13 protein-coding genes are annotated in these 12,965 nt (G+C 33.8%); 5 read left to right on the plus strand and 8 right to left on the minus strand.

What is annotated here, in order from left to right:
* Nucleotides 1-230 precede the first annotated feature (230 nt).
* Nucleotides 231-653, plus strand: a complete 423-nt coding sequence (locus tag JJQ98_RS05425; protein ID WP_151104582.1) for a hypothetical protein — start codon at nucleotides 231-233, stop codon at nucleotides 651-653.
* 714 nt (nucleotides 654-1,367) lie between these two features.
* The gene (locus tag JJQ98_RS05430) at nucleotides 1,368-1,832 is read left to right on the plus strand and encodes a DUF411 domain-containing protein (protein ID WP_115056750.1); all 465 of its coding nucleotides are present in this window, start codon (nucleotides 1,368-1,370) and stop codon (nucleotides 1,830-1,832) included.
* A 2-nt stretch (nucleotides 1,833-1,834) separates the two neighbouring features.
* On the opposite strand, the gene JJQ98_RS05435 is transcribed toward JJQ98_RS05430, so the two are convergent.
* From JJQ98_RS05435 to sppA, 3 genes are read right to left on the minus strand one after another with little or no spacing between them, the layout of a single operon-like run.
* Entirely contained in the window at nucleotides 1,835-2,740 is a 906-nt protein-coding gene (locus tag JJQ98_RS05435) for a DMT family transporter (protein WP_065826326.1), read from the minus strand.
* A 1-nt stretch (nucleotide 2,741) separates the two neighbouring features.
* Nucleotides 2,742-3,572, minus strand: a complete 831-nt coding sequence (gene purU, locus JJQ98_RS05440) for a formyltetrahydrofolate deformylase (protein WP_054195021.1) — start codon at nucleotides 3,570-3,572, stop codon at nucleotides 2,742-2,744.
* Nucleotides 3,572-4,447: a signal peptide peptidase SppA gene (sppA, locus tag JJQ98_RS05445; protein ID WP_104719060.1), complete on the minus strand. Its 876-nt coding sequence runs from the start codon at nucleotides 4,445-4,447 to the stop codon at nucleotides 3,572-3,574. Before sppA ends, purU begins: the two co-directional genes overlap by 1 nt.
* A gap of 110 nt (nucleotides 4,448-4,557) precedes the next feature.
* On the opposite strand from sppA, the gene lepA reads away from it, so the two are divergent.
* Together lepA and JJQ98_RS05455 are read left to right on the plus strand one after the other, a co-directional pair.
* Entirely contained in the window at nucleotides 4,558-6,360 is a 1,803-nt protein-coding gene (gene lepA, locus JJQ98_RS05450; protein ID WP_054195022.1) for a translation elongation factor 4, read from the plus strand.
* Nucleotides 6,361-6,401: 41 nt separating this feature from the next.
* Complete coding sequence (locus JJQ98_RS05455) at nucleotides 6,402-7,151, plus strand: M48 family metallopeptidase (RefSeq protein ID WP_210670787.1); 750 nt, start codon at nucleotides 6,402-6,404, stop codon at nucleotides 7,149-7,151.
* 68 nt (nucleotides 7,152-7,219) lie between these two features.
* Here the strand turns inward: JJQ98_RS05455 and JJQ98_RS05460 are convergent, their stop codons facing one another.
* From JJQ98_RS05460 to JJQ98_RS05475, 4 genes are all read right to left on the minus strand, one after another.
* Entirely contained in the window at nucleotides 7,220-8,566 is a 1,347-nt protein-coding gene (locus JJQ98_RS05460; RefSeq protein ID WP_054197777.1) for an anaerobic C4-dicarboxylate transporter, read from the minus strand.
* A gap of 4 nt (nucleotides 8,567-8,570) precedes the next feature.
* Complete coding sequence (locus JJQ98_RS05465; protein WP_060662734.1) at nucleotides 8,571-9,983, minus strand: aspartate ammonia-lyase; 1,413 nt, start codon at nucleotides 9,981-9,983, stop codon at nucleotides 8,571-8,573.
* Between the two features lie 118 nt (nucleotides 9,984-10,101).
* Complete coding sequence (locus JJQ98_RS05470) at nucleotides 10,102-11,460, minus strand: MATE family efflux transporter (protein ID WP_151104581.1); 1,359 nt, start codon at nucleotides 11,458-11,460, stop codon at nucleotides 10,102-10,104.
* Complete coding sequence (locus JJQ98_RS05475; protein WP_065830459.1) at nucleotides 11,447-12,148, minus strand: uroporphyrinogen-III synthase; 702 nt, start codon at nucleotides 12,146-12,148, stop codon at nucleotides 11,447-11,449. The genes JJQ98_RS05470 and JJQ98_RS05475 overlap by 14 nt, the downstream gene beginning before the upstream one ends.
* Before the next feature lie 36 nt (nucleotides 12,149-12,184).
* Here JJQ98_RS05475 and JJQ98_RS05480 point away from each other — a divergent pair, with 36 nt between their 5' ends.
* Nucleotides 12,185-12,511: a rhodanese-like domain-containing protein gene (locus JJQ98_RS05480; protein WP_054195026.1), complete on the plus strand. Its 327-nt coding sequence runs from the start codon at nucleotides 12,185-12,187 to the stop codon at nucleotides 12,509-12,511.
* Here JJQ98_RS05480 and JJQ98_RS05485 read toward each other — a convergent pair.
* The gene (locus tag JJQ98_RS05485; protein WP_005021179.1) at nucleotides 12,508-12,963 is read right to left on the minus strand and encodes a low molecular weight protein-tyrosine-phosphatase; all 456 of its coding nucleotides are present in this window, start codon (nucleotides 12,961-12,963) and stop codon (nucleotides 12,508-12,510) included. The genes JJQ98_RS05480 and JJQ98_RS05485 overlap by 4 nt on opposite strands.
* Nucleotides 12,964-12,965 lie beyond the last annotated feature (2 nt).

Genomic DNA, 12,965 nt, shown 5'->3' on the forward strand with positions numbered 1-12,965 from the left:
ATAAACCTAACTCTATATTAAAAACTACAATAACCTACTCCACGATATTACAAGCATTTTTTAAACTTTATTTTTGCAAAAAATCTTTTTGAAAGATATTTTTATATTTGATATTTATTTGATTATTATTTAGTTAATTTTTATTATAAATAAATATTATCTTTACAATATTTTAAAAAAAATGCTATAATTTTATATAACAAAAATAAATTTTTAAAAAAGGAAAGAAAATGAAAAGTATTAAAACTTTGGCATTAGCTGGATTGTCAATTTTATTTGTGGCGTGTGGTGGAAATAATTTGGTAGAAATGAAAAACGATAGAGGTTGGAATCAAGAGCTTTATGAATTCGGATTAAGTGAAATACAAAAGAAATACCTTGATTATAAGCCCTACCACTATGAATCTTTAAAAACAGCCTCCTTTTTGCAAACAGGAGTAGAATCTTATAGATTTGCACAAGATTTTATAAATAGACTTGAAAGCAATGCAGTGCTTTATCCAAAAGACGCCTCATATAATGATATGGTTTTCCTCTATAAAGATGATAAAGATTTTAGATTAGTGTGGATTTCTTGCAACATTCAAACGATAGGCAAAAACAAAGGACAAAAATATTGCAGGTTTAATGATAAATCAGAAGGTATTTATTAATAAATGGCTATACTAAATAGCCACTTATTCTATTTATCCTAAAGCCAAAAATTGAACCCCTCCCTTTTTTTCGATAAGTATCTCCCTCTTAGTATTAAACCTTATTTATTTACTTTCCTTTAGTTTTTCATCTATTCTTTGTTTTTATAAATCGCAAAAATACCCAATTTATTGTTATTTTAGAAGTTCTCTTAAGGTTATTTGTTGTATAATTTAAGTGGATTTAAGGTTAGTCGGCTTTCTTGAAAAAAGGAGGTTGATATGGCAGAAATGATTCTTGTTTTAATTGTTTTGTTGTTGCTTATCCTAGCAGTGAAGTGCTAAGATAAATCAATTAAATATTCAAACAAAGTTATTTTATGCCACTTCCGCTAAAAGTAACCTTAAATCTATAAAATCTAAAAGCCATTTTAGCGGAGTGGCTTTTAGAAAACTCCACCAACTTTTTAACTATTATTTTGCAAGATAATCAACTAAACTCATTTCATAGTTTGAATTAAATAAAAAAACATATTTAGTAATTACAAAAAAGTTGATATTGCTTGCAGCCTTTTGCAGAATCTACGCAATTGCTGTTATCATTGGGAAAATTTATTGAAAGTTAGAGTAACAGAGAGTCCCCCCCCCCCTTAAAATATCAATATTTTTTATCTATATTTCCATTGATTTACTTTATTATGCTAAGATTTTATCTATTTTTAGAAGGAAGGTAAAATGCAAAATAAAACAAAAAAGATGCTTTTTGCGGCTTTAATGGCTCCGCTTTGTATGTTTGGCAAAGAAGTCGATATTTATAGTAGCCCATTTTGTGGTTGTTGTATCAAATGGGGAGATTATTTGCAAAATAATGGCTATAAAGTCACTCACCACAAAAACGATGATTTTATGGCTATCAAAGAAAAGTATAAAATTGCTCCACAAAATCAAAGTTGTCACACAGGAGTAATTGAAGGCTATGCGGTAGAAGGACATGTGCCACTTAGTGCGATTAACTGGCTTTTGGAAAATAAGCCCAAAGATGTAGTTGGAATCTCAACTCCGGGAATGCCAATAGGAAGTCCGGGAATGGAACAAGGAAACACCAAAGAAGAATATCCGGTTGTTTTGCTTTATAAAAACGGAGATTCTAAGACTTTTGCTATTTACAAAGGCGATGAGCTGATTAAACAAGTTTTTTAATTTTAATCGCTAGAATGAGAGGTTTTGATTTTTGGCTTATAGAGATTGATTAGATAGGTTGCAATAATAGCAAGAATGCCTCCAAAAATTGTCAAAACACTAGGAATCTCTCCCAAAATCACAAAACTGCTTCCAAGAGCAGTTGCAGGAACCAAAAGCTGGAATGAACTAGCTTTGGTTGCCCCAAGTTTTGAAATTCCCACATAATAGATGCTTGTCCCAATTGCAGTAGATAGCACTGCAGCTACAAATAGCATTGACCAAAATCTCCCATCATAGCTAAACACTTCAAGCATATTAGAGTGAAATAAAAACAATGGCGAATATAAAATGATTGTAAAAAGCGTGATATAAAAATTAATTGCCAATGGGTGTATGCGAAGTCTTTGGCACACTAGCGTTAAAATAGCCCAATCTAATGCACACAATAAGAAAAGAGTATTAAATTTCCCAAATAGCTCTGCTACACTCCCCAAATTTAGCAAACAAATCCCAGAACAAATTCCAAGTGCTAATCCCAAAATTTCATTGCCTTTCATCTTTCTTTGGGAATCTTTTTTGTATATCCTATAAGCAATTAAATAAGTAAATATAGGAATCAAAACAGTTACAAGAACTCCGCCCTTCCCTGCACTCCCATAATTTAAACCGATAAAAAACAAGATTGAATAAACTCCATTTAAAACCGCGGCAATAGCAAGTATTTTTAGAGCTTTAGTATCTATCCTCAAAGAAATTTTTAAAAACAAGATAAGAGGAATAGAAGCCAAAAATGCAAAAAAGAATCTCCAAAACGCCACAATATCTGCACTTGTATATTGAATAAGTATTTTTCCACTCGGCCAAGAGCTTCCCCAAAATATCATTGCAATAACCATCAAAATAGAAAAAATAATTTGCTTTTGCATTTTAAAACACTATAGTTTTATTTTGATAAACAAAGATTCTTTCTTCTAATGCGAGATTCAAGGCTTTAGATAAGACAATCTTTTCTACATCTCTACCATGTTTTTGCATTTCCTTCCAATCCATTGCGTGATGAATTTTTGTAATATCTTGATAAATAATAGGGCCTTCATCAAGCTCATTATTGACAAAATGTGCTGTTGCTCCAATAATTTTCACGCCTCTTTGATAAGCCTGTTTATAGGGATTTGCACCTACAAAGGCGGGTAAAAAGCTATGGTGAATATTAATAATTTTGCCTTCAAACATTCCTACAAAATGGGGAGTAAGAATCCGCATATACTTTGCTAACACAATATAATCGCAAGAAAATTGCTTAATTGCTTCAATAACTTTGTTTTCGTGAGTTTCTCTATCTAGATTCTCATGGCTAATAAAAATAAAAGGCAAATCAAACTTTTGGCACAAAGGCTTTAAGGTATCATAATTAGAAATAACGGCTAAAATATCCGCATTTAATTCTCCACTATCATAGCGTATTAGCAAATCCCCCAAACAATGGCTTTCTTTTGTGCAAAGAATGATGATTTTCTTTTTTGTGCATTGTGTGATTTCAATTTGCGCTTCCTCTCCCAAAATCTCTTGAATAGCTTTGTGCAACTCCCCTATTTCACACTCACCCTCCACTTCACTACGCATAAAAAATACATTGTATTCTTTATCTACAAATTCATCATTTTTCAAAATATTTAAATCAAATTGAAAAATAACTTGAGTGATTTTTGCAATTAAACCCTTTTTATCTGGAGTTTGAATCTTTAAAACAAACCGCATTAATTCCCCTTTAGTATTTCTACATACAATCCATAAATAGCTCTTTGAATGCCAAGTGAAACATTTTCACCGATGATTCTTTCAAGGTATAAATCCATTTTGTCTTTTTTTAGCCACATAGGTTCTTCAATCTTAGCAAGCTCAAAAAGTGTATTTTGTGCTTCATAAATCCCCCCTACACTATCGATTAATCCAAGCTTTAGAGCACTATTAGCACTCAATATTTTCCCTTGTGCAAAATCCTTTTCTTTTTTGATATCCAATTTTCTTGCTTCTGCCACTTCCTTGACAAATAGCCAATATTGCTCATTGATTAGATTTCTTAACATTTCTTCTTCTTGCTTATTCCAAGGACGCATAAAAGTCCCTGCTTCTTTGTAGATTCCAGCTTTTAAAATCTGTGTTTTAATGCCTAGTTTTTCAGCTAATTCACTAACATCAACACCATTAAGAATAACTCCAATAGAGCCAATCATTGAGCCACTATTTGCAACAATCTTATTTGCCCACATACCTGCCATATAACTACCACTAGCCATAGAACCTTGTGCATAAGCAACAATTGGCTTTTTATTTTTTATGCGTTTAATGGTTTGGGATATTTCTACACTTGGAGCAATTGCACCACCTGGAGAATCAATTACAAGCAAGATTCCTTTGATATTAGGATTATTTTCCAATTCTGTAATTTCTTCCAAAAAACTATCGCTTTGCAAAATTGCACCTTTTAAATCAATCCTTGCCACATTTGCAGGATTCTCGCTTTCTTTAAAACTGGGTGCAAAAATTAAAAATACAATAAGCAATAAAACTAATGCCTTAAAATACTTCATAATAAAATCAAATGGCGCTAAAAAGATTTTTACTATTTTCAAAATAATCCTTTCTTAAACAATTTTGAATAATAAAATTGTTGCAATTATAGCCTTATTTAGCAAACTTTTGATAGAATTTTCAAATTAATTTTTAATTTTAAAGGTATGTTTTGGAAAATCCACTCTCAAAGATTCGTAATTTTTCAATTATCGCTCATATTGATCATGGAAAATCTACTCTTGCAGATTGCCTCATTCAAGCTTGTGGAGCAATTTCTGAACGCGAAATGAGCTCTCAAGTAATGGATACTATGGATATCGAAAAAGAAAGAGGAATCACAATAAAAGCACAAAGTGTCCGATTAAATTATGTTTATAAAGGTGAAAAATATATTTTAAACCTCATTGATACGCCCGGGCATGTAGATTTTAGCTATGAAGTTTCACGCTCTCTTGCTTCTTGTGAAGGTGCTTTGTTGGTTGTTGATGCTTCTCAAGGAGTGGAAGCACAAACTATTGCAAATGTTTATATCGCCTTAGAAAATAATCTTGAAATTATCCCTGTGTTAAATAAAATCGATTTGCCTGCTGCAAATGCAGGGCGTGTAAAGTCAGAAATAGAGCAAACCATTGGGCTTGATTGCACTCAAGCTTTGGAGGTGAGTGCTAAGGCAAATATCGGCATTTCTGAATTATTAAATAAAATTGTCGAGCTAATTCCCCCTCCAAGTGGAGATATAAATGCTCCAACAAAAGCCTTAATTTATGATTCTTGGTTTGATAATTATTTGGGTGCATTAGCATTAGTTAGGGTTTTTGATGGTTCAATCAAAGTTGGGCAGAATATTTATATTATGGGAAGTGGCAAGAATCACGAAGTTTTAGGACTATTCTACCCTCACCCACTCAAGCAAGAAAAAACAAAAGAGATTCGATGCGGTGAAGTAGGAATTGTAATTTTGGGATTAAAAAATGTAACAGATATCGCTGTTGGGGATACCATCACTGATTTCAAAAACAAAACCAAAGAACCCATTGCTGGTTTTGAACCTGCCAAACCTTTTGTTTTTGCTGGAATCTATCCTATTGACACAGATAGATTTGAAGATTTACGCGATGCTTTAGAAAAACTCAAACTCAATGATTCAAGTCTTAATTTTGAACCTGAAACCTCTGTGGCTTTAGGATTTGGATTCCGCGTTGGATTTTTGGGGCTTTTGCATATGGAAGTAATCAAAGAGCGTTTGGAGCGAGAGTTTGGATTGGATTTGATAGCCACAGCTCCTACGGTAATTTATGAAGTAACGCAAACTGATGGGGAAGTAGTGATGATACAAAATCCAAGCGAACTTCCTCCAGAGCAAAAAATAGCCCAAATCAAAGAACCTTATGTTAGGGCTACTATCATCGTTCCTAGCGAGTATTTGGGAAATATTATTACATTAGTAAGCAAAAGGCGTGGAATCCAAAAGAAAATGGAATATCTTCAAGAAACGCGAGTATTGTTAGAATACCACATTCCAACTAATGAAATTGTAATGGATTTTTATGATAAGCTAAAATCTTGCACCAAAGGCTATGCAAGTTTTGATTATGAGCCTATTGGCTATCAAGAGGGGGATTTAGTTAAGCTTGATATTAGAGTGGCTGGAGATATTGTTGATGCACTAAGCATTATTGTCCCCAAAAGCAAAGCCTATGAAAAGGGTAAAGAGCTTGTAGAGGCAATGAAAGAGATTATTCCAAGACAGCTTTTTGAAGTAGCAATTCAAGCAAGTGTTGGGAATAAAATCATCGCTAGAGAAACCGTCAAATCTATGGGTAAAAATGTAACTGCAAAGTGTTATGGTGGGGATATCACTCGAAAACGCAAATTGCTTGAAAAACAAAAAGAAGGCAAAAAGCGTATGAAAGCTATCGGCAAAGTAAATCTCCCTCAAGAGGCATTTTTGGCAGTGTTAAAAATCGATTAATTGTATTAATTTTTATTTTACAAAAAAGCGAGGATTAGAAATTGAATTTATATTTCTCTTTTAAGCGAGTTTTGTCCATAGCTTCTATTTTCTTCTTATGTGCTTGTTCCTCCACTCTTTACACTGACCGCACTCAACTTATGCTTTTAGATCAACAACAAGAAGTAGCTCTAGGCGAACAAAGTGCTAATGAAATTTTACAAAGCTCTAAACTTAGTAATAATGCAAAACAAAAAGCAATGGTTAATCGCGTTGGACAAAAAATCGCAGCAGTAGCAGACCGCCCTGATTTTAAATGGGAATTTTATCTTTTGGAAGATAACCAGCAAAATGCCTTTTGCTTGCCGGGAGGAAAAGTTTTTGTATATTCTGGAATCATGGAGCTAATTGAGAATGATGATGAGCTTGCAGTCGTCATCTCCCATGAGGTTGGACATACAATCTTAAGACATGGTGCTGAGAGAATGAGTATGCAAATGTTGCAGCAACTAGGAGGAAGCCTTCTAGGCGCATTGCTTGGCAATCAATATTCTGAATACAGCGGTTTATTTAATAAAGCTTATAATATCGGAAGTAATGTTGGTATTATGTTGCCCTTTAGTCGTTCCCATGAATTAGAGGCAGATAAAGTAGGAATTATTTTAATGCAAAAAGCGGGATATAATCCAAAGGCTGCTTTGAATTTTTGGCAAAAAATGTCTGCTGGCAAACAAAGTTCTTCTGATTTCTTCTCAACACATCCAAGCGATTCTACTAGAATCCAAGAAATACAAAAAATACTTCAAAACTAAATAAGATAAATTAATGATTTAAAAAGCAAGGATTGCTCTTCCCTCAAAAATTGAAGGAAGAGAATCTATTAAAATAATGAAGCTGCCAAGAATCCAAGTGCAACGCTAAATGCAATAGCTAAGATTCCCGGAACCAAGAAAGCGTGATTGAAAATATATTTTCCAATTCTTGTAGAACCTGTATCGTCCATTTGCACAGCACCTAGAAGTGTTGGATAAGTTGGAAGCACGAAAAGTGCAGAAACTGCTGCAAATGAAGCAACAAGCATATAAGAATCTCCCGGATTTGCCGCAGTGATTCCAAGTGCTGCTACAACTACTGGAGTAATTGCTTTTGCTGTTGCTGCTTGAGAATACAAAAGCATACTTGCAAAGAAATAAGCAACTGCCAAAAGTGCTGGGATTTTTGAAACTAACTCTGCAGATAAATCTCCAATTTCTTTTGTATAACCACCTACAAAAGTATTTCCAAGCCAAGCTACACCCAATACACACACACACGCAACCATACCGGATTTAAATACGCTTGTATCAGCAATTTTATCTGGTTTGATTTTGCAAAGCATAACAATTAAAGTTGCAATTCCAAGCATAAAGCTCATAATTGCTGCATCTCTACCTACAATTACATTTTCAATCAAAACTGGTTTTCCACCTATTTTTGAAATTGCAGTAGCATAAAGCACAACACAAAGCACCCCGATTACAAAAATAGCAACAGAAAGTTTTGCACCTTCTTTTAATTCCATATTTTGTGCGCCTACTGGAGCTTTTACCAAACCTTGTGCCAATCTTTCTTGATAAACTGGATCTTTGCTTAAATCTAAGTCATAGAACATTGTCATAATAAACGCAGTAATCATACAACCAACAAAAGTCGTAGGTATCCAGATTCCAAGCAATAGAGGATAACTCCAACCAAGTGGCTCTAGCACACCTGTCATATACACTACCGCTGCACTCACAGGGCTAGCAGTAATAGCAATTTGACTAGAAACAACTGCAATAGAAAGTGGAGCAGAAGGCTTGATATTTTGCTCTTTTGCTACCTCTACAATAACAGGAATCATAGAAAAAGCTGTATGTCCTGTCCCTGCTAGGATTGTTAAAAAATATGTAACTGTTGGTGCAAGATAGTTGATATATTTTGGATTAGAACGCAAAATTCTCTCTGCAATTTGAACCAAATAATCCAAACCACCTGCAAGTTGCATGGCAGAAATAGCAGCAATAACAGACATAATAATCAAAATAACATCCCAAGGAATTGCCCCCGGAGTCATTCCAAGACCAAGCCCTAGAATAATAACACCAATACCACCGGCATAACCAATACCGATTCCTCCAAGTCTAATACCTACAAAAATTGCCCCAAGTAGGACAATAATTTGTAAAATTAACATGATTGTTTCCATCTATTTACCCTTGTCTTTTAGTTTTCATTTGCGGATTAAGCATATTTTTTGGATCCAAAATTTTATCAATTTCTTCTTTTGGCAAATAACCTCTCTCCAAACAAATATCACCTACCGACTTTCCTGTCTCTAATGCTTCTTTTGCAATGCTAGCAGATTTTTCATAACCCAAAACCGGATTAAATGCAGTAACAATACCAATAGAATTTAAAACTGATTGTTTGCAAGCTTCTGGATTTGCGGTTAAATGCTTGATAGCTTTTTGAGCCAAAGTTCGCATTGCATTTTCTAAAACCACTACAGAATTAAAAAGTGCATAAGCGATCCCGGGTTCAAACGCATTAAGTTCAAACTCCCCTCTTTCAGAACATAACATAATAGTAACATCATTGCCAATCACTTCATAGCAAGCTTCTCCTACTGCTTCGCAAATAACAGGATTCACTTTACCCGGCATAATAGAGCTTCCCGGTTGCATTTTTGGTAAATTAATTTCTCCAAGCCCGCATCTAGGACCAGAATTCATTAATCTCAAATCATTTGCAATTTTAGAAAGTCTCACTGCAGCAGTTTTAAGGCAACCACTTACATATACAAAATCAGCTGTATCTTGAGTAGCAGCAATTAAATCCTCTGCAGGTCTAAAATTTACACCTGTGATTTCTTTTAATTTTTTTTCTACTATATTTTTATAATCTGGGTGGCAATTAATTCCTGTTCCAATCGCAGTTGCACCAAGATTTAAAGTTTCCATAACCTCTCTTGCTTTTTTTAATTTTTCAATATCACTTTTGATATAGCTTGCAAAAGCATTAAAGGTATTTCCCAATGTAGTTGGAACAGCGTCTTCTAATTCTGTCCTTCCCATTTTGATAAAATCTTTATATTCGCTAGCTTTCTTTAAAAGCTCTTCTTTAAGTTCTTCCATTGCTTCTAGCAAATGTCCCAATTTCTCATGAGTGGCAACCTTAATTGAGCTAGGATATGTATCATTTGTAGATTGTCCCAAGTTGGTATGATCATTTGGGTGCAAATATTGATATTCACCTTTTTTGTGTCCCATACTCTCTAAGGCGATATTAGTTAATACTTCATTAACATTCATGTTTGTAGAAGTTCCTGCACCACCTTGAATCATATCTACCACAAATTGATCGATAAACTCACCTGCAATCAATCTATCCGCAGCTTTTGCAAGTGCATCTGCCTTATCAGCATCCAAAACACCAACTTCTTTATTTGCTAAAGCAGCTGCTTTTTTGACTTGTGCAAATGCTTTGATAAAGAATGGATAATCCTTCAAATGACGACTTGTCATATGAAAATTTTCTACAGCACGATAGGTTTGCACTCCATAATACACATTATCAGGTATTTCAAGTTCCCCTATGAAATCATGTTCTTTTCTAGTTGCCATGACTTACCTCCTAAAAAATATATTCGAGATGCTAGAGTCAATATCTACTCTCGATAAATAAAATCTTATTCCAACTCTAATGAATAATATTTTAAATTTTATAATTAATTTTATATTTTTATTTTTTTATCAGGGAACTTAAAATTCCTCTTTTTGTCTCATAAACAATAATTACCACCGCTACGCAGCTTGCGCACAAAATACCCAAAGGATAAGAAATAATTACCCCATAAAAGCCATATATTTTTGGCAAAAATATTACAAAAAGCAACGCAAATAATAAAGTATAAGAAAAAGTGATAACAAAAGAACTCAAAGTTCTTTGTATGGATTGAAAGAAAATTGCACTAACAATGTTAATCCCCAAAAGAATATAACTCAAAAAATAAATATCCATAGCTTCTTTAATATCCAATGCCAATGCAGAATCTCTTAATATAATATCATCTTGCAAAAACCAAGGGATAATAAAAGGCGAGAGGAAATAAAAGATTCCATACAAGATTATTCCTCCAAAAAAGCTAACTCCCAACCCAAAATAAAAAATCCCCCTAACTCTCTCCATCAAATTTGCACCATAATTGAAACTTGCAATAGGTTGCACCCCTTGTGCCATTGATAGCAAAATCGTAAAAGGAATAATCCCAACATACATCAAAACACTATAAATCGCCAATCCCCTATCCCCAGCAATTCCTGCTATGGTGTGATTAAAAATCAACATCATCACACTTACACTAATTTCTGAACTACTTTGCGGGATTCCATTTTTGGTAGCCATTAAAATTGCATACAAATCAAAAGCTTTAATTAAATACAAATTGCCTTTTTTACGCAAAAAATGCTGCAACAAAATACACATTCCAATCCCATGCCCAAGCACAGTAGCCAAAGCACTAGAATGGATTCCAAGCTCTAACACAAACAAAAAGAGATAATTCAAAACAATATTCATTGCCGCACCAACAATCATAGCAATCATCGCTAAAAGCGGCTGTTTGTCATTGATGGCAAAAATATCCAACATAGGATGCAAAACAATAATAAATGCCCCAAGATAAATGATTTCTGTATATTCTTGCACCAAAGGCAATAATGTCTCACTTGCCCCCAAATACAAGGCAATAAAATCACTAAAGCAATAAAGAATAATTCCCCCAACAACGGAGGTTAAAAGGGCAAAATAAAACACTGAACTAAAAATAATCCTAGCTCTAAACGCCTTTCCCTTACCCAAAAAATAAGAGCTCATCGCTGCAGCCCCTACACTAAAAAGCAATTCAAATGCAATTAAAATAGGAAAAATAGGCCAAGCAATTCCAATTGCCGCCAAAGCATTTTCACCAAGTTTTTTGCCCACAAAGATTCCATCTATTGTAGAATAAGTCGATAAGGCAAGCATAGCCACCAAAGAAGGCAAAAAATAAGTAAAGAACAACTTTGAAATTTTGGCTGTCTTTAAATCAATTTTTGACATTGTATCCTCCAATTTCTTTTGCAAATTCCAATGATGATTCAATTTCTACTTTTGGCGAAAGCAGAATCTCTGCATTTTCTCCAAGTAGTTTTTTGGCTTCATTTTTGGTTGTTTTGCCAATACAAAGTGCGATATAATCATCCTCCCAAGAAAAATTTTTCAAAAACGCCTTTATGCTTGATGGAGCACTAAAAAATATAATAGAATCTTTTTTGGGCTTTAGAATCTCTCTTTGTTTCTGTGAAAGCTTGAGAATTTTATTTTGATACAAAATAGATTCTATGGCAAAAACCCCTTTGTTTCTTAAAATTTCTAGCAAATTAGAAGCAACCTTTTGCCCGCGAATAAAAAGTGGTTTTTTATTTGCCAAAAATTCCCCTAATTCCTCCCCAAAAGAAACTCCATAGGGATTTTTAGCTACAAATTCAGCTTTTATGCCAAAAGATTCTAATGCCTTTTTGCTCCCATTTCCTATCACACAACAAGGCAGTTTTTTCCAAATTTGAGGTACAAAATGCTCCAAAGCAAAAATTGCATTTTTGGAAGTAAAAATCAAACAATCACTTTTTTTAATCTTTTCTAAAAGACAATCATCTTGAATAAAACAAATTTCCAAAAGCTCCAAATACTGGATATCCTGCATTGTTTTATTGCTATTTTTTTTTGTGATATAATAAACTTTTTTCATTCAAAAAATTTTAGCTAATTTTTCAAAAGGAAGCAAATGTATCTCAAGCACAAAAGTCTTGCCACTCCATTTAATCCAGCTAAGGATAAGCAAGAAGAATTTATCATCATTGATTTACGCTCTAGAGGATATTTTCTTATTAGTCACATACAAAATGCTCTAAACATCGAATCTTTACAACGAATTAGCTACATTGCCCAAGAAAATCCAGACAAAAAGATTCTGCTTTATTGCCATAGCGGTGCAACTGCTGCGGAGTTTGGAGATAAACTTGCAGAAATGGGCTATCACAATATTTTTTATCTTGATGAAAATTTCTTCAATCTCCCAAAAATAGGCTTTAATATCCAATACAACACCTAACTTAACTGCTTATACATCTCAGCAATAGCGGTTTTTAGCATTGCAAAAATCTTTTCAAATCCTTCTAAATTTTTATAATAGTATGGGTCAGGAATCTCTTGACCTTCTAAACCAAAATCCCCTATAAACTTTACTTTGCTTTCATCAAATCCCATTTTCAATAAATCGTGATAATTTTGCTTATCCATTGCCACAATCCAATCAAATACATCATCGCCATATACGCTAACTTTTCTCCCTCTAAGGCTTGAAATATCAATTCCATATTTTCTAGCAATCGCGATAGAATTTGCACAAGGTGGCTCATCAATATGCCAACCACTCGTGCCAGCAGAATCAATTTTGAGCTCTAACCCCCTTTTTTGTGCCAAATCCCTTGCAATCCCCTCTGCCAAAGGTGAGCGACAAATATTCCCCAAACAAACAAAAAGAATAGATTCTATTTTTGACATTA

The organism is Helicobacter pullorum NCTC 12824 (assembly GCF_017979475.1).
Taxonomy (GTDB): Bacteria; Campylobacterota; Campylobacteria; order Campylobacterales; family Helicobacteraceae; genus Helicobacter_D; species Helicobacter_D pullorum.